The 18,534-nt window shown below is 38.0% G+C and carries 16 protein-coding genes and 1 pseudogene; 10 read left to right on the top strand and 7 right to left on the bottom strand.

The features are described 5' to 3' along the window. Positions 1-42: 42 nt before the first annotated feature. Positions 43-1,239: an anhydro-N-acetylmuramic acid kinase gene (locus tag VL047_RS12340; protein WP_325360992.1), complete on the top strand. Its 1,197-nt coding sequence runs from the start codon at positions 43-45 to the stop codon at positions 1,237-1,239. Between the two features lie 30 nt (positions 1,240-1,269). Here the strand turns inward: VL047_RS12340 and trpC are convergent, their stop codons facing one another. The 4 genes from trpC to VL047_RS12320 all read right to left on the bottom strand — a co-directional run bounded on the left by trpC (position 1,270) and on the right by VL047_RS12320 (position 4,718). Then, positions 1,270-2,052, bottom strand: a complete 783-nt coding sequence (gene trpC / locus VL047_RS12335) for an indole-3-glycerol phosphate synthase TrpC (RefSeq protein ID WP_325360990.1) — start codon at positions 2,050-2,052, stop codon at positions 1,270-1,272. A 1-nt stretch (position 2,053) separates the two neighbouring features. Then, positions 2,054-2,638, bottom strand: coding sequence for an aminodeoxychorismate/anthranilate synthase component II (locus VL047_RS12330; RefSeq protein ID WP_325360988.1), 585 nt, complete (start codon positions 2,636-2,638; stop codon positions 2,054-2,056). Between the two features lies 1 nt (position 2,639). After that, positions 2,640-4,067, bottom strand: coding sequence for an anthranilate synthase component I family protein (locus VL047_RS12325; RefSeq protein ID WP_325360986.1), 1,428 nt, complete (start codon positions 4,065-4,067; stop codon positions 2,640-2,642). 201 nt (positions 4,068-4,268) lie between these two features. After that, entirely contained in the window at positions 4,269-4,718 is a 450-nt protein-coding gene (locus tag VL047_RS12320; protein WP_325360985.1) for a cytochrome B, read from the bottom strand. Positions 4,719-5,523: 805 nt separating this feature from the next. Between VL047_RS12320 and VL047_RS12315 the strand changes: the two genes are divergently transcribed. The 6 genes and pseudogenes from VL047_RS12315 to VL047_RS12290 all read left to right on the top strand — a co-directional run. Then, complete coding sequence (locus tag VL047_RS12315; RefSeq protein ID WP_325360983.1) at positions 5,524-6,450, top strand: hypothetical protein; 927 nt, start codon at positions 5,524-5,526, stop codon at positions 6,448-6,450. Positions 6,451-6,454: 4 nt separating this feature from the next. Further along, positions 6,455-8,443, top strand: a complete 1,989-nt coding sequence (locus VL047_RS12310; RefSeq protein WP_325360982.1) for a TonB-dependent receptor — start codon at positions 6,455-6,457, stop codon at positions 8,441-8,443. Between the two features lie 4 nt (positions 8,444-8,447). Further along, on the top strand, positions 8,448-8,813 hold the full coding sequence (locus VL047_RS12305; protein ID WP_325360981.1) for a hypothetical protein: 366 nt from the start codon (positions 8,448-8,450) through the stop codon (positions 8,811-8,813). A 58-nt stretch (positions 8,814-8,871) separates the two neighbouring features. Then, positions 8,872-9,738, top strand: a complete 867-nt coding sequence (locus tag VL047_RS12300) for an MbnP family protein (protein WP_325360980.1) — start codon at positions 8,872-8,874, stop codon at positions 9,736-9,738. Positions 9,739-9,816: 78 nt separating this feature from the next. Next, positions 9,817-10,848: a cytochrome-c peroxidase gene (locus VL047_RS12295; RefSeq protein WP_325360978.1), complete on the top strand. Its 1,032-nt coding sequence runs from the start codon at positions 9,817-9,819 to the stop codon at positions 10,846-10,848. A 54-nt stretch (positions 10,849-10,902) separates the two neighbouring features. Beyond that, positions 10,903-11,475: pseudogene (locus tag VL047_RS12290) on the top strand (MBL fold metallo-hydrolase); the annotation flags it as partial. Between the two features lie 209 nt (positions 11,476-11,684). On the opposite strand, the gene VL047_RS12285 reads toward VL047_RS12290, so the two are convergent. The 3 genes from VL047_RS12285 to VL047_RS12275 are packed head-to-tail and all read right to left on the bottom strand — an operon-like array spanning position 11,685 to position 13,665. Then, on the bottom strand, positions 11,685-11,969 hold the full coding sequence (locus VL047_RS12285; protein WP_325360976.1) for an ATP-dependent Clp protease adaptor ClpS: 285 nt from the start codon (positions 11,967-11,969) through the stop codon (positions 11,685-11,687). A gap of 48 nt (positions 11,970-12,017) precedes the next feature. Continuing rightward, positions 12,018-12,902, bottom strand: a complete 885-nt coding sequence (locus VL047_RS12280) for an SDR family oxidoreductase (protein ID WP_325360974.1) — start codon at positions 12,900-12,902, stop codon at positions 12,018-12,020. After that, complete coding sequence (locus VL047_RS12275) at positions 12,892-13,665, bottom strand: enoyl-CoA hydratase/isomerase family protein (protein WP_325360972.1); 774 nt, start codon at positions 13,663-13,665, stop codon at positions 12,892-12,894. The genes VL047_RS12280 and VL047_RS12275 overlap by 11 nt, the downstream gene beginning before the upstream one ends. A 163-nt stretch (positions 13,666-13,828) precedes the next feature. Between VL047_RS12275 and purD the strand changes: the two genes are divergently transcribed. The 3 genes from purD to VL047_RS12260 are packed head-to-tail and all read left to right on the top strand — an operon-like array spanning position 13,829 to position 18,526. Continuing rightward, on the top strand, positions 13,829-15,118 hold the full coding sequence (gene purD / locus VL047_RS12270; protein ID WP_325360970.1) for a phosphoribosylamine--glycine ligase: 1,290 nt from the start codon (positions 13,829-13,831) through the stop codon (positions 15,116-15,118). A 6-nt stretch (positions 15,119-15,124) separates the two neighbouring features. Further along, positions 15,125-17,917 (top strand): DNA polymerase I, encoded by a 2,793-nt coding sequence (polA, locus tag VL047_RS12265; protein ID WP_325360969.1) that lies wholly within the window; start codon positions 15,125-15,127, stop codon positions 17,915-17,917. Between the two features lie 9 nt (positions 17,918-17,926). Further along, positions 17,927-18,526, top strand: coding sequence for a ribonuclease HII (locus VL047_RS12260; protein WP_325360967.1), 600 nt, complete (start codon positions 17,927-17,929; stop codon positions 18,524-18,526). The last annotated feature ends 8 nt before the right edge of the window (positions 18,527-18,534 follow it).

Raw genomic sequence — 18,534 nt, 5'->3', positions numbered from 1 at the left:
CTTTAAAAGTAAAATTATACAATCAGGTCGGACAAGACGAAAATGAATAGTAACATCCTAAAACTCTATAATATAGCCAAGAAAGACAGCAGACTAATAGTCGGACTTATGTCTGGCACTTCCTTAGACGGGCTTGATATTGTTTTATGCAAAGTAAAAGGTAGTGGTATCCAGACACATATCGAAATGCTCGCTTTTGAAACCTTTGAATATACAGTTTCCTTTCGGGAAGATATTAAAGCTGTTTTCTCAAAGGATAAAGTAGATATGAAACTTCTATGTGCCATGAATGCACGTATTGGAATAAAGCATGCAGAGTTAGTAAATACCGCATTAGCTAAATGGGGAACCAAGGCTGAAGACGTAGATCTGATAGCCAGCCATGGGCAAACCGTCTTCCATGCGCCAAAAACACATCACTCAACAAACGACTATCCAAATAGCACTTTGCAAATAGGTGATGGTGACCATATTGCAGTAAATACAGGAATTATTACAATATCTGATTTTCGCCAAAAACATGTAGCGGCTGGTGGTGAGGGAGCTCCATTAGTAATTTATGGCGACTACCTGCTATTTACTAATGCGAATGAAAGCAGGATTTTACTTAATATCGGGGGAATTTCTAATTTCACATATCTTCCTGCAAAAGGGAAGTTCGATAATCTGATCTCGACAGATGTTGGACCGGGAAATACTTTAATGAATCAATACACCCAGCAATATTATTCAATGCCTTACGATCGGGATGGTGCAATCGCAGCCTCCGGCAAAATAAATAATGACTTGCTAACAGCCCTAACAGATCATCCGTTTTTCTCCTACAGCTTTCCTAAAACTACAGGTCCTGAGGATTTTAACCTGCTCTTTCTATCCAATGCCCAAATAAAAAGCAATACCACCAAAATCGAACCCTCTGATGTGATGGCAACTTTATGCGCGTTCACTGCAAAATCCATTGTCGAAGCAATCACAGTCCTTACAGATCAAGGCACCAATCTAAAGATATATATAAGCGGGGGAGGTTATAAAAATCCGACCTTATTAAAAATGCTTTCAGGATATTTGCCCCATATTCCTATTGAAAGCACTTCTTCTCTAGGAATAGACCCGGATGCCAAAGAAGCCCTCCTTTTTTCACTATTAGCAAATGAAACGCTTGCTGGTGCTGCAAGCACATTTCCTAAAATGGCAGGTGCACCAGCAGTTTGCTTCGGGAAAATAAGTCTTCCCGAATAAAACGTTATCCCATAGCTTCTAAAAATTCAATCAGATCTGTTTAACGAAATCCTGAATTGCTTTAGCAGGATCATCCATTTTCATAAAGTTCTCACCAATTAAGAAAGCCTGAAAACCTTCATTCTTCAATAGCTTGATAGTATCAGGATTGCTGATACCGCTTTCTGAAACTTTAATATATTGAACCGGGATTAAACTAACAAGATCAAGAGAATGCTGTAGAGACACAGAAAAATCTGTCAAGTTTCTGTTATTCACTCCAATAGCATCAATCGTATCGAACTTATTATCTTTTAATTCTTCTTCATTATGGATTTCCAATAAAACATTTAGCCCGATATTCTTGGCATAGGTAGAGAATTCTTCAATTTCCTTTGAAGAAAGGCAAGCCGCAATTAAAAGGATGACATCGGCTCCATAAGCTTTAGCCTCCGTAATTTGAAAAGGATCAACAATAAACTCTTTTCGTAAAACGGGAATCTGCACCGCCTCTCTAACAGCAATCAGATCATCCAGACTACCTTTAAAGAACTCAGAATCCGTTAAAACAGAAATAGCCGACACTCCGCTCTCCTCATAAGCTTTTGCAATTTCACTTACATCAGAATGGGCATTAATACTTCCCTTAGAAGGAGACGCACGTTTATATTCTGCAATAATGCCATTTCTATCCAGATCTAAAACCGATTCTCTGAGACTATAGCAAGTCCTGTCAAAAAGAGATTTATCCTTTAATTCATCAATCGATATATTTCTTTTCGCTTCAGCTACTTCGATTCTTTTGTGTTGAATTATTCTTTCTAAAATATTCATATCAATTCTCTAACCAATTACTTACAATTTCCTTTCCGTACTCACTTAATATCGATTCAGGATGAAACTGCACACCTTTTACGTCCAACGTTTTATGAGCGATTGCCATAATCACACCTTCACTATCTACCGCTGTAATCTCTAAATCATCCGGGAAGTTAGCTTTATCAGCTGCCCAGGAATGATATCTTCCTACCCTAAAATTATCCGGAAGACCTTTAAAAAGAACTTCATCTCGTTTTAAAATATCCAACGGTGTTGCAGTTCCATGAACCGGTCTTTTTAAATTGTACAAAGCTCCCCCATAAACTTCAGTTATTGCTTGTAAACCAAGGCAAACACCCAAAATACTTTTCGTGCTGCCATATTCTTTTATAACATCCAGCAAGAGTCCTGATTCTGATGGCAAACCCGGTCCGGGCGATAACAAAATCTTATCAAACGTAGCCAGGTCTCCCAGCTCAAATTTATCATTTCTCCATACTGTCGCATCGTAACCGCATTCGTTCAACAGATGCACTAAGTTGTATGTAAAAGAGTCGTAATTATCAACTACAACGACTTTATTCTTAATAAGCGTTTTCATACTATTTGTTGGATCTTTTATTAATAGTTTCGGCAAATTCTAATGCCTTACGCAGAGCGGCAATTTTATTATCAACTTCTTTAAGCTCACTTTCTGCAACGGAATCAGCTACAATTCCTGCCCCCGCCTGATAGTGCAACGTATTCTGCTTACTCAAGAAAGATCGTATAACAATAGCATGGTTAAAATCGCCATTAAAACCCATATAACCAATAGCCCCGCTATAAAAACTTCGTTGAAGATTTTCGTACCTATCAATCAATGTAAGTGCCTTGTGTTTTGGTGAGCCGCTTAAAGTTCCTGCCGGGAAAGTATCACCCACAATATCAAAAGGATTTACGTCCGGCAAAACTTGCCCGGTAACTTTTGACACCAAGTGTATAACATGAGAAAAATTCTGAGACTCCTTAAAAGACTGCACTTTTACACTCTCACAATGCTTGCTCAAATCATTTCTCGCCAAATCAACCAGCATAACATGCTCAGCACTCTCTTTTGGGTCACTTTTTAATGCCTCTGCAATTTTCTCATCTTCCAGATCATTTCCACTTCGTTTGAACGTACCTGCAATTGGATAAATTGCAGCCTCATTATTCTTAATCGTAAGCTGAGACTCTGGAGAAGATCCAAATAACTTAAAATCTCCATAATCAAAATAGAAAAGATAAGGCGAAGGATTAATCGAACGAAGCGCGCGGTACACATTAAATTCATCACCCAGAAAAGCACGTGAAAAAGCTCTTGAAGGCACGATCTGAAAAACATCGCCTCTGTAAATATGCTCCTTCATCACTTCAACCGTATCTTTAAACTCCTGATCGGTCAGATTTGAACGCTCCTCTCCATTTAAAGAAAAATGATAATCTGGAAAATCCTTGTTTTGTATCAGATATTCAATACGCTCTAAACCATACGGTTCATCATCCGTAGCACGATGCTCGAAAAGATAGAGCTCGTTTTTAAAATGATCAATCGCAATCACATATTGATAAATATTGTATTGCATGAAAGGAATATCCCTTCCCGGATCTGCCTCAGTTGTTAAGGTAATATCTTCAAAATGACTGATGGTATCAAAGGTGAAATACCCAAAAAGTCCGTTCGATATAAATTTGAATTCCGCATCCTTATCACTTGTAAAAGAAGAGCAGAAATCAGAAACCTCCTGACGAAGATCAATAGAATTAGCAGGTTTACTAAGCACCTCTCCATCCGGATAGCTAAGTTCTAATTCATCTTTATCCAACTTTATTCCAGCAATAGGAATGCAGCATACATAGCTCATATTATTCTCCCGACTATGATAATCGGAACTTTCCAATAACAGGCTATTTGGAAAAATATCCCGCAGTCGCAGATAGATACTAACCGGAGTGGTGGTATCTGCAAGCATCTTTTTAAAGGATGTTTTAATTTTTATTTGTTTCATTTCACTAATTTTATTGCATAAAAAAACCCGACATATTACACGTCGGGTTCATTATTAATATATAATATCTTTATGTTTACTATATAAGTTTCCCGGCGCAATTTTTATCTTGCCACCACCAGTTGTTTATATAGTTAATATTTGTCATGCAAGCAAATTTATAAAGATTTCTCACAAAGAAGAATTTTATTTAATTTATTTTTAAGACATCGCCCAAAGCGGGATACCACTCATTTGTATAGCAACGATAACAATAACTGCTGCGAGGATATAAAAAATGGCAATTGTTTTATGCTTTTGATAAGATTCAGAAATCTTTTTAGATTTTGAATGACCTATTGTAATCAATACAGCAGCAATAATCATCATAAAGATGTGTTCAACAGTCCAATAGCGACTAATGCTATCTTTCATTGCCAGGGCCATATCATCTAAACGAACCTTTGGGCTCATAAAATAAAGCGCCAGGCCCACTAAAATTTGTATATGAAAAGCAATCAAAGTAAACAGATTTAATTTTCTGCTGCGCGGAGTGTAGTTACTTCTGCTTAACCAACCCGAAAGTGCGCCAACTATAGCAAGAATAAGTAGCGCTACAGCTACAAAACGCCATCCCGAATGTAGGTGCTTTAATGCTAAATATAGGTCCATATTGTTTTTTTCTTTAAATTCAAATCTACTGATTTTTTCGGGATGCCCAAGTATTTCTTGAAATTTGATCCATCTTAATTCTATACATCATAAATCTCTATATTTGTTTTAATTGAATTCTCAAAAGATAATCTGGACAATATCTTTTTAAAAATGATACCTGTCACTTTTATGAAAGATTCTCTCTGTATCTTTGGAATAAGCAATTCAATAAAAAGAAACTAAATAGGTTTGAAACTTTTTTGCACATATATTCTATTAATCGCCCTGACATTGCAATCCTTCAATCGCAGTATTATGTTTATGGAATATCAGATACATTTACCCAATTACCTATCACAATGTATCAACAAGGATAAACCCCAGCTCCAATGTAATGGCAAATGTGTTTTAATGCAAAAAATAAAGGAAAAAGAGCAAAAGGAAACGAAAAAGAATCTTGTGGCGTATGAGTATAGTCCTCTTTATTTGCATAATGAGTACATTGTTTTTACAATGGACAAGCCCAATGAAGTAATTCAAGAAGAACATTTTTTACATTATTTGATCAATTATCCTTTTAAGTATAATAACTCGATATTTCGTCCCCCAGGTAGAGTTAGTTAATCCTTACCCGCAGATTATAACTTAACGTCAAATGTCATTGCTTTTGATTGGATAGAATTTCCTTCTTTTTTAATAGACTAGAAAGGAACTCTATGTGAATTTGTGATAGTTTATTTCGCAATTTCGCTCCTTATTGAAGCTATTTCATCTGATAACAAGTTACTAGATTCCAACTATTTTTCACAAACATTCATTACTAATGAAAAAAACGACATTTCTTCTTGCCGTCCTATGCTTTGCCGTGATGTCCTGCACAAAAGATAAAACTAATTACGAAGCGGAGATAGATACGGTAGTCACCGAACATTCCGAATTTAAAGAAGTCCTTGCTATTAATAGTAACGGACATAAAATCAGTATAGAAGCTTTGAACGGAACTTTCTATATGGGGTATAATGAAATCCGTCTGAAAATAACTAATGTCCAGACCAAAGAAAAAGTAAATGCTTCTACAGTAACTTTTTTACCGATTATGACCAATGCCGGAGGAAATAATACTTCCTGTCCTCACAGCTACGATCTGGCTTATAAATCTGATGATAACTATTTCCTGGGATATTCAGTATTTACGAGTGAAAGCAATACAAATGAAAGTTGGAAACTCTACATCAGCTACACCGTTGCTGATCAGACTTTTGCAGTAAAGCAAACTATTTCTGTTCAGGAACAATCCAACAAAAACCTGAATATAACAACATTTACCGGAAACGATAACGAGCAGTATTTTATTGCCTTAATATCACCACAAAAACCAAATGTTGCAGAAAATGAATTGATAGCCGGTATTTACAAATTTAATAAACCAACCAATCCGCCAGTTGGGGCCTTCCCCGATCCTTCACAGTTTTCTTATACCGAAGTTAGTGGTTATACCCTATTGCTAGATCCACGAATGCCGGAGCCTTCGATGGGAAATCACTCTTCGCCCAACAATAAAAATTTGACTCAGCAAAGCGATGGTCTTTATCATGGAGTTGTTAATTATACCATGACCGGAAACTGGACATTGAATCTCATCATGTTGAACGAAAACGGACAAACCCTAAAAGGAACCAAGGTGCCAGGAGACTTTACACCAGGGGTTGAAGGAGCTAAAAGTGAATTATATATTGATATTTTATTCTAAGATTATGAAGAAATTAAGTGTTATTTTTTTAGTTCTTTTTCTTGGAATGAACGCTAATGCACAAGATGCTGAAATACCAAGAGACACCAGCAAACACCTGGAAGAAGTAAAAATAATCGGTATCGCCAAAAGGAAGATTGAAACCGAAATGAAAATGGCCGTTTCGGTCGACGAATTCCTGGCATCTTCCGAAAATATAAGTTTTATTAAACGTGGAGCTTATGCATGGGAGCCCTTACTTAATAACATGAGCTCAGAACGTTCTACGCTTACAATAGACGGAATGCATATTTTCGGAGCATGTACCGATAAAATGGACCCGATCACTTCGTATGTAGAAAGTAACAATCTTTCTACCATCGATATAAAATCCGGCCAGGAAGGCAGCCTGCATGGCGCTACGGTTGGGGGCAGCATTGATCTGAAAAGAAAAAGCACACCTTTTGGACTCGAAAAGAAATTTAGCGGTGCTTATCAAACCGGTTTTGAATTCAATAACAAACAGTTTTATAATCTGGCAAACGCATCCTATGCAGGCGACAAGTTTGTGGCAGACGGAAGCATTTCCTTTCGGAAAGCGGGCAATTACCACGATGGAAATCAAAATGAAATTAAACACTCACAATACAATAAATTCAATACCTCCCTGGGGCTGGCATACAAAATAAGTCCTTTGTCTTCGGTAAGGGTGGATGCTATTTTTGATCAAGCAAAAGATGTAGGCTATCCGGCACTTCCCATGGATTTATGGCTTTCACGGGCAATTATTACATCCGCCTCCTACAAACAGTTATTTGAGGCGGGTTTGGTGAGAATTTGGGATACCAAATTGTACTTCAATGCAATAGAACATTATATGGATGATACTACACGCCCCGAAAATCTAGTCCACATGGATATGCCGGGCTGGAGTACTACTTACGGACTAATTTCTAAGATAAACCTTCAAGAAGACCGTTATTCTTCTGAAATACAGCTAAATGTCTACGAAAATATATCCATTGCAGAGATGCGGATGTATCCGCAAGACCGAAGCAAGAGAACGATGTTTGCCTATAGCTGGCCATGGGTTACAACCCGTTTTACAGGTCTGTCTATGAATAATTCCTGGGAGATTTCTGATAAAAGCCAATTAAACTTTGGTGGTTCCTTAGGCCTGAATTACAATTATTCCAAATACGTAGAGTTCAACCGCATTTTTTATCCAGAGGCACCTCAGAAAAACAACAGGCTTTTACCCGGCCTGCACGCTAGCTATGAACTGAATATCGACCAGTTCGATTTTTCTATTGGAACAGGATATGGTCATAGAGCACCTTCTGTTTCGGAAGCTTACGGATATTACATCTACAACAGTTTTGACCGCTACGATTACATCGGAAACCCTGATTTAAAAAATGAAATTTCTTATGAAGCCAACGCGAGTGCCGGGTTTAAAAACGAAAAAATGAGCATCGAAGCCAAAGCAAATTATTTCCACATTCAAAATTACATCATCGGAAGAATTTTGAGCCTGGGGAGCCCGATGAATTACCAGTCAGTTGGTGTGAAAGGCTATACCTCATTAGATCATGCTAAACTTTTCAACCTTACCATAAACACCAACTACGATATTTTGCAACATTTACATTGGAAAGGCGTACTCAACTATGCACGGGCAACCGACGACAAAGATGGAAACCTGCCATTCATTCGCCCGTTGAGCTATCAAACATCCCTTCATTTCATGCACAAAGGATTCAGTGTTCAAACTTCAATGAACGGCGATTTTAAGCAGGATAATTACAGCCCAGAATATGGAGAAGACCAAACGCCGGCTTACATGATCTGGAATATCTCCGGCGATTACACCTTCAATATTAAAAACGTAAAAACAGCTTTGCAAGTTGGTGCGGAGAACATATTCAACGAGTATTATAGCACCTATGCAGATTGGGGTAATATTCCGAGAATGGGGCGCAATATTTTCACTTCATTGAAATTCAATTTCTGATAAGATGAAAAAGGGGTTCAGTGCATTGCTAATGATTTTATCCTTGCTGATTGGCTTTCAGCGAACTATCATTGTCATGCATTTTAAACTGAATCAAGACGCCATAGAACAAAAGTTTTGTATCAACAAAGATAAACCGGAATTGCAATGCCATGGAACATGTTATTTAAAAAAGCAATTGCAGAAAACAGAAAGTAACGAGTCTGCTCCAATCAATATCTATCAAAAGGTTGATATGCTGCACATTTCAATCATTAAATTCGAAACAAAAAACCAGACAGCCGAAATACCGGTTAAGATATCCACCTATAAAGAAATCCTGTACAAGGAACCTTCCCTGGAAATCTTTGTACCACCTCCCAATGCCTGATTTACAAATGAATTCAAAGCAAATTATTAAATCAAGACAAGTAATTAAGTAAAAAGAAATGAAAAATTTAAAAAACTACCTGTTCATATCAGCCTTCTCATTAGCATTGATATCCTGCAGTAAATCTGATGATATTCCTGTCGCAAATAATGTTACGTTACATTTCGACAACACCTTTAAAAATACAACGATCGTTCTGGGAGATGCAACGTCTTCCAATGCAACAACAAATACTTCTGCTAAAGGACAGGTTCATCACTTCTCAGAACTAAAATATGTAATTAGCAACATCCGCCTTATAAAAGCAGACGGCAGTGAATTTCCATACAACGTGAACAATTTAGACCAAGGGGCAACGGTGATCAACCATGCTAAACCGCAGACGCTAGATTACGTGTTGAGCAATATCCCTGCAGGTGAATACAAACAGATAAAATTCGGATTGGGAGTTAAACCGGAACTGAACACACTGGATCAGACAAAATTCCCGAAATTTTATGCGGAGGCCGGGGCTAACGATACAGAGATGATGTGGGAATGGGGAACCGGGTATCGTTTTACAAAAGTGGAAGGCTTTTATGATACCGATAATAAAGAAATGTCCATCCATACAGGAAGCACAGTTGAAGGCACCGAAGGCGCATATACACAAGGGATTGATGCATACAGAGATATAACCTTAGATCTTACTGCCAATGCTATCGTAGGCCGTAAAGCCCCAAAAATTACTATTAAAGCTGACTTCGACAAACTGCTGAGTGGAAAAATTAATACTATTATCCTGTCAACGGGAACAGGAATGGGTGACAATGCTACGCCCAATATCCATACTGCAGCCCAAATGGTAAAATTTGTTGATAATTTAGGTGGAAACGGTTCCAGCGATCTTTCTGGAATGTTTTCTATCAGCAGCGTAGAAAACTAATTAATTCAAAGAGCCGCCAGAAAGTTTTAAAAAGATGGCGGCTCTTTTCCAAATGTTTTTACAAAGTGCTATTTTGAAATGAAAAGACTATTCGCAATTTTACCAATCTTCCTCCTGCTGCCATCCTGTAGCAGAGATGATGCCATTAAGCCAATACCTTACGAAAATCCCGAAATTACACTGAGTATTCCTGTCGGCTTTCCACCATTGAACAGTTCGGTAAACGGAAATAAACCCACTAAATTTGGCGTACAATTGGGCGAAAAGCTTTTCCACGAAAAAATGTTTAGTGCGAACAATACGATTTCCTGTGCCAGCTGCCACCAGCCGTCGAATGCCTTTTCCGATAATCATGCACAGGCTCTAGGCATTTACGACCGGGTAGGTCTCCGGAATACACCGCCCGTTCAAAATATGGCCTTCATGAAGTTTTATAATTGGGATGGAAATATCCTTCAATTAGAAAAGCAACCTTTGGTTCCCATCATAACGCATGAAGAAATGGACTCTTCCATTTTGGAAGTAATTGGGAAAATTGGCACCGTACACGAATACAAAGAACTGTTCAGAAAAGCTTTTGGAGATGAAAACGTAACCCCCGAACGAATTTACCGAAGTATTGCTCAATATGAATATACGTTAATCTCGGCCAACAGTAAATATGATAAAGTAAAACGAAACGAAGGCAAGACATTTACAGAAAGCGAAGCGCGGGGCTATCAGATATTTAAAATAAAGTGCGAGAATTGCCACAGCACGGAACTATTCACTGACCAAAGCTTCAGAAATATTGGTTTTCCTGTAAATCCCAGCACAGAGGAAGCGGGGCGTGCAAGAATAACAGGAATTCCTGCAGATTACATGAGCTTCCGGGTTCCTTCTCTAAGGAACGTAGAATACACTGCACCATATGGAAGTTTCGGTCAATTTCCGACCTTAAGATCTGTACTGGATTATTTTGATGGCGGTGTTCTGAATGCTGATAATCTTGATCCTATTTTTAAAGAAAATGGCAATAGAATACCTCTAACCGAACAGGAAAAACAAGATGTTATCTCCTTTATGAAAACTTTAAGCGATAATACCTTTATCGCCAATGAATCTTTATAGCTATACGAGCGCTCAATTCCGACATTTTTTAATAGCGAATAAAAAAATAAAGTCATTATAAAGGCTTTATTAATAGCTCTATGCGCGATATTATTTATAAACTGTAGCTCTCAAAAAAAATAATTTATTTACTCGGAAAGTCGTTTACCAATCTGAGGATTTAATTATAACACAGATCTCCGAAAGCACTTTTGAACATACTTCCTTACTACAAACCAGGACTTTGAAAACGTTCCTTGTAACGGTCTCATTGTAAGAAATAATAATGAAGCAATTGTTTTTGACTCTATAAACAACGATAAAAGTTTAGAAGAGTTAATTAATGGATAGAACAAACTCTGAATTGTAAAATAAACGCAATTATTGCTACTCGTTTCCATAATGACTGTTGGGCGGTTTAAACGCCTTTCATCAAAACAATATTCCTTCTTATGCATACTTCAAAACCATTGGACTTGCTCAGGAAAATAACCTTACTATTCCCAGAAACAGTTTCAAAGAGTCACTTATTTAAAAGTAGGAAACGAAAAAGTTATTCCAAAATTTCTCGGAGAAGGACATACAAAGGATAATATCGTTAGTTATTTCCCTTCCGAAAACATAATGTTTGGAGGCTGTTTAGTAAAAGCAGCAGCTATTTTCTCACCATTTATCTTTAATTGTCATACCTTCGATATACCATATAAATACCTTGCTTTACATGCTTCCGTTATGCTGCGTTGTTCCTGCGTTAGGTCTACGCTTTTTTGGCTCTTTTAACGTAAATACAACGGAGGAATGTTTCTATTATCTAACTCTGAAGTAAAACAAGGCACTTTGAAGGGGCTTACGAGGATCTATTCATTGGTAACTGAAAGCCCTTCGTGTTTTAATATTTTACGGTAAACTTCTATTTCTGTCCACGTACCTTCTAATATTGTACATTTTCCTTTGGTGTGTACAATCCAGGCAATTTTTTCTGCCTGGCTATCGGTATAATCCAAGTATTTAATCAGGCAATGAATTACATGTTCAAAAGTGTTGGTATCATCGTTCCATAAAACCAGACGGTTGTTTCTATTTACCGCTGTTAATATCTCATCCAGGGTGTAAGTTTTTTCCTCGACTTGCGTATCCGCCATCTTCTTCTATTTTTTGTTTAAGAGAATTAAAAAATTCAGGTTTATTTATTACTTCTTTGTTTTCCTGATCTGTTCCTCCAGCGAGTCCCACATTTTATCAGGAATTTCTTTTAGATCGTTGAATTGTCCCGCTCCTTGCAACCATTCGCCACCGTCAATGGTAATTATTTCGCCATTGATGTATCCGGAGAAATCTGATAGTAAAAAGGCTGCTAAATTAGCCAGCTCCTGATGATCGCCTACACGATTAAGAGGAACTCGTTTTTTGAAATCGAATTTCTCGGCTAAGTCGCCAGGTAACAAACGTTCCCATGCTCCTTTTGTTGGAAAAGGACCGGGTGCTATTGCATTATGTCTTATTCCATACTTTCCCCATTCTACAGCAAGGGATTTGGTTAAGGAAATTACGCCTCCTTTTGCTGCGGCCGATGGAACTACGTATCCCGAACCTGTAAAAGCATATGTCGTTACAATATTTAAAACGCTGGCAGCTTGTTTTGCTGCAATCCAATGTTTACCAAATGCCAATGTACAATTAACCGTTCCTTTTAAAACAATATCAATGATAGAAGAAAATGCATTTGCAGAGAGACGTTCTGTTGGGGAAATGAAATTACCGGCTGCATTATTTACAAGACCGTTAATTTCTCCGAAACGGGCTATGCTTTCCTTTAAAAGATTTTCGACCTCTTCGTAGTTTCTAACATCACAAGCAATGGCTAATACCTTACCTCCTGTTTCTTTTTCTAATTCCTTGGCCGTTGCTTCTAATACATCAAACTTGCGGCTTGTGATGACTAAATTTGCACCTAACTTTAAAAAGTAGGTTCCCATTGCTCTTCCTAATCCAGTTCCTCCGCCCGTTATTACGAAGGTTTTTCCTTTCAGCGCATCATCCCGAAATGCACCGCGATTATGGTTGTTATCTTCCATTCTTGTTACCTGTTAGGTTGCTGATAATGGTTCTCAAAATAGAGCGGGTAGAAGGAGACCACCACTGTTTTAGAATGCTATTCAATATTTCATCAGACGTATTTCCCATCTGACTTATTAAATCATTGCGCATGTTTAATTTGCTTTGCTGCCAGGTATTTGCATCCTGTTGTAAGTATAGAAGCAATTGCTTTTCTGATCTGCTTCTTAATTTATCCGGACTAACAAGCTCATCGATTAAACCGATTTCTAAAGCTTGTTGGGGGCTGAAGAGTTTGCCTTCTAAAAGATTGCGATAGGCTCTTGCCTGTCCAATCCAAAAACTATATAAGTGAAAAATACTATCCGGAACAATGATTCCTACCGGCACCTCATTCAATCCGATAATAAAGTCGCCTTCATTCATAATCCGGTAATCGCAGCAAAGAGCCAATACACATCCGCCAGCGGGGCTATGGCCACTAATGGCTGCAACGCTGGGCTTTTTAAAGCCTACAAAGTTTTTTACAAATTCTAAAAAGAGAATCCAGAACTCTTGAATCTCCTTTTCGTTATAGTCAAATAATTCAATCAGGTCCAAACCAGAACTGAAGAAACGCTCTTTACCGTGTAAAATAATTCCGGCTATGGAATCATCGCTTTCAATACTTTTTAAAAGAGTATTCAATTCCTGAAGCATTTTCAAATTAATGGCATTCGATTTTCCACGATCTAAGCCAATCAAGGCCATACGTTCGTTTATCGTTACTTTTAAAGTTTCCATTTTTTGAGCTATTTTGAAAGAAATGTAAAGATACAATTTATTGGAGGAGCAGTAAATAAGGTTTATTAAGAAATTGCCTTAATAAACAGGTTAATGTTATAAAAAAAATATCTTTGTAAATATTTGAGTTTTTAAATTACATAAGGCAACGAATAAATAAAATATGAATATTTTAATAGTAGGTTCAGGAGGAAGAGAATGTGCTTTTGCTTGGAAAATCTCCCAAAGCAAACAAATTGATAAATTATACATTGCTCCGGGAAATGCCGGCACAGGTATTTATGGCATCAACGTTCCTTTAAAAGTTACTGACTTTGAAGGCATTGCTGCTTTTTCGATTGAGAATGCAATTGACATTGTGCTTGTGGGTCCGGAAGAACCACTGGTAAAAGGAATTCATGATTATTTTTTAAGTCGCCCGGATCTAGCCAAAATTGCCGTAGTTGGCCCACAGCAGGCTGGGGCTCAATTAGAAGGCAGTAAAGATTTCTCAAAAAGATTTATGAATAAGTATGGTATTCCTACCGCTTCTTCAGAAACATTTACAAAGGAAACTTTGCAAGAAGGGTTAGCCTACCTGGATAACCATAGTTTACCAATTGTTTTAAAAGCAGACGGACTGGCTGCCGGAAAAGGAGTATTGATTTGTGAAAACCGCGAAGAGGCAAAAGTTGAATTAAGATCCATGCTTATGGATGCTAAATTTGGAGAAGCTGGCGATATGGTTGTAGTAGAACAGTTCCTGGATGGAATTGAACTTTCTGTTTTTGTACTTACCGATGGTAATTCTTATAAAATATTGCCTTCAGCGAAAGACTATAAAAGAATTGGTGAAGGAGATAAAGGCCTAAATACAGGAGGTATGGGGTCGGTTTCTCCGGTTCCTTTTGCGAGCGATGAATTTCTTAAAAAGGTAGAAGATCGAATTATCATTCCTACAATTGAAGGATTAAAGGCGGAGCAAATACCTTATAAAGGATTTATCTTCTTAGGTTTAATGATTGTAAATGATGATCCTTACCTGATTGAATACAATGTGAGAATGGGCGATCCGGAAACTGAGAGTGTTTTACCAAGGATAGAAAGTGACCTTGTTGATTTGCTTTCTGGAGTTGCTAATCAAAACTTACATGAGAAAACATTAACTTTATCTGCCAAGACCGCTGCTACGATTGTATTGGTTTCTGGAGGGTATCCTGAAAAGTATGAAAATGGTAAGGTAATTACCGGATTGGAGAACATACATGAATCGATTGTTTTCCATGCAGGAACCACATTAAAAGAAGGCACTGTACAAACAAATGGTGGGCGCGTGCTTGCTGTTACAGCCTTGGGGAATGACCTTTTTGAAGCCTTACAACAGGCTACGGCTGACTCTGGAAGAATCTTCTATAACGGACGTTACTTCAGAACAGATATTGGCTTCGATTTAATGAAATATATAAAAAATTAAAACCTGGTGAAAAAACTCTTTCTATTAGATGGAATGGCGCTGATTTATCGCGCTCACTTTGCATTAAGTAAAAACCCTCGCTTTACAGCAGCCGGCATTAATACCTCTGCGATTATGGGTTTTACGAATACTCTTTTAGAAGTATTGAAGAAAGAGAACCCTTCACATATTGCAGTGGTTTTTGATACAGCAGCACCAACTGCACGTCATATTGAATTTGAGGCTTATAAAGCTCATCGACAAGCGATGCCTGAAGACCTTTCGGCGGCAATTCCTTATATCTATCGGCTTATCGAGGGGTTTAACATTCCGGTTATTACCTACGATGGTTTTGAAGCAGATGATATTATCGGAACCTTGGCAAAGAAAGCAGAAGCGGAAGGCTTTACGGTATATTGCATGACACCGGATAAAGATTTTGCTCAGCTGGTTTCGGAAAATATATTGCTTTACAGACCTGCCCGGATGGGTAATGGAGCTGAAGTTCATGGTGTCAAAGAAGTATTGGAAAAGTGGGAGATTGAAAGGGTTGAACAGGTGATTGATATTCTTGGCTTATGGGGAGATGCGGTAGATAATATTCCAGGAATCCCGGGTATTGGGGAAAAGACTGCCAAAAAGCTTATTCAGGAATATGGCAGCATAGAAGGAATTATTAAAAACAGTCATGAGTTAAAAGGGAAACAGCGTGAGAACATTGAGAATTTTGCAGAGCAGGGGATAATCTCCAAAAAGCTGGCAACCATCTTACTGGATGTTCCCATTGATTTTGATGAAAAATCCTTGCTGCTGGAGGAACCTAACAAAGAATTACTTGAGCCTTTATTTGCTGAGCTTGAATTCAGAACTTTAGGTAAACGGGTTTTCGGTGAAGGCTTTAACGTCAATGAGTCTAAATTACAAGATGGTACTCAGATTGATTTATTTAGCCAGCCGCAAACAGTCGGCAGCATCGATAAATCAGAATATATTGCTCCGGAAGTTGGTAAGAACATAGATAATACCGAACATGACTACAAGATTGCTCAAACGACTGAAGAGATTGATGAACTGGTTACCTACTTAAGCCAGCAGAAGTCAATCTGTTTTGATACTGAAACGACTGGAACTGATGCCAATTGCTGTGATTTGGTAGGTCTTTCTTTTGCTGTAGAAGTTGGAAAAGCCTGGTATGTTCCGGTATCTGAAAATCGGGAAGAATGCCTTCGTGTGGTCAATCTTTTCAAACCGATTTTTGAAAATGAAGCCATTGAAAAAGTAGGCCAGAACCTGAAATATGATATCCTGATATTAAGCTGGTATGATATTGAAGTTAAAGGCAAGCTTTTCGACACGATGTTGGCTCATTATCTGATAGATGCTGATTCAAGACATAATATGGATGTTTTATCAGAGAATTACCTGGGCTATTCACCTATTTCAATTACCAAACTTATTGGTTCTAAAGGTAAGAAGCAAGGAAATATGCGTGATGTCCCTGTTGAAACGGTTGGGCCATATGCTTCTGAAGATGCCGATATAACCTTGCAGTTAAAAGAGACTTTTATGCCTCTTTTAGAAGAAATAGATGCCCTTTCATTAGCGAATGAGGTTGAATTTCCACTTATTTATGTTTTGGCATCTATGGAACGTGAGGGGGTATGCCTGGATGTAAATGTTTTGGGAGAAATTTCCAAGATCATTACACTAGAAATTTCTGAGCACGAATGCCAGATCCATGAGAAGGCTGGTGTTAAATTTAATATAGCATCTCCTAAACAATTAGGCGAAGTACTTTTTGACAAATTACAGCTTGATCCGAAAGCTAAGAAAACTAAAACAGGACAATATCAGACAGGAGAAGATGTTTTACTTGCATTAGCTTCTAAAAGCGATATCGTTCAGGATATTTTAAATTTCAGGCAATTACAAAAGCTAAAATCGACTTATGTAGATGCACTTCCTCAGCTTTTAAATGTAAAATCGGAACGTATACATACTTCCTTTAATCAGGCGGTTGCTTCTACCGGAAGACTGAGCTCAACGAATCCTAATCTTCAGAATATTCCTATTAAAACTGAACGTGGTCGGGAAGTACGAAAAGCTTTTGTTGCCAAGGATGATAATCATGTGATTATGGCTGCGGATTACTCTCAGATTGAATTACGGATCGTTGCAGAAATAAGTGGCGATAAAGCAATGCGGGAAGCGTTTATAGAAGGAGTAGATATTCATACTGCAACTGCAGCTAAGGTGTATGGCGTTGGTTTAGATGAGGTAACTTCTGCTATGCGAAGAAATGCTAAGGCGGTTAATTTTGGAATTATTTACGGGCAATCTGCTTTTGGATTATCTCAGAATTTAGGAATACCAAGACGCGAGGCTGCAGATATGATAGAGCAGTACTTTATACAATATCCGGGTATTAAAGCCTATATGAATAATACCATCGCTTTTGCAAGAGAGAATGGCTACGTAGAGACCTTATTGAAGCGAAGAAGGTACTTGCGGGATATTAACTCCCAGAATGCAACCGTTCGGGGCTTTGCAGAACGAAATGGAATTAATGCACCAATTCAGGGATCTGCTGCTGATATGATTAAGGTTGCTATGATTGGGATTCATAACGATATAAAGGAAAGAGGATTAAAGGGCAGAATGACAATGCAGGTTCATGATGAGCTTGTTTTTGATGTACCAAAAGATGAAATAGATATCTTTAAAGAGATTGTTGGATCTCGGATGAAGAATGCAATAAAGATGGAAGTTCCTATTGTAGTGGAAATAGGAATTGGAAAAAATTGGTTAGAAGCGCATTAAGAAGACACTATGCTATATTCAGCATTTCAGAATAAACATATTGAAGCCGGCTGCGATGAAGCAGGAAGAGGTTGTTTGGCAGGACCCGTTTTTGCTGCGGCAGTAATCTTCCCGCCGGACTTTAGGTATGTGGGAATAAATGACTCAAAAAAATTAACGAGTTCGCAGCGCTATGCTTTACGAGAATTAATTCAGAAAGAAGCCATTGCATATGCGGTTGGACAGGTGGATGCTGAGGAGATTGATGAAATCAATATTTTAAATGCTTCTTTTCTTGCCATGCACCGTGCGTTGGATTTGATGTCGGTTTCCCCGTCATTTCTTATTATTGATGGCAATCGCTTTAAGCCCTATCGCACAATACCCCACGAATGTATTATTCAAGGAGATGGCAAGTATTTATCAATCGCCGCAGCTTCTATTCTGGCAAAAACCTATCGGGATGATTTTATGGCAAACCTAGCTATCCAATACCCTCAATATGATTGGCAGAATAACAAAGGCTATGCTACCATGAAACATCGGCAAGCAGTAACAGAATATGGTTTGAGCCCATATCATCGTAAAACTTTTCGCACCAATTCTTTACAACTTGAAATGTTTAGTTAATTACGAGG

This window comes from Albibacterium sp. (assembly GCF_035514885.1).
Lineage (GTDB): Bacteria > Bacteroidota > Bacteroidia > Sphingobacteriales > Sphingobacteriaceae > Albibacterium.
Note: the sequence above shows the minus strand (reverse complement) of the source record. Positions and strands in the feature narration are given on the sequence as shown.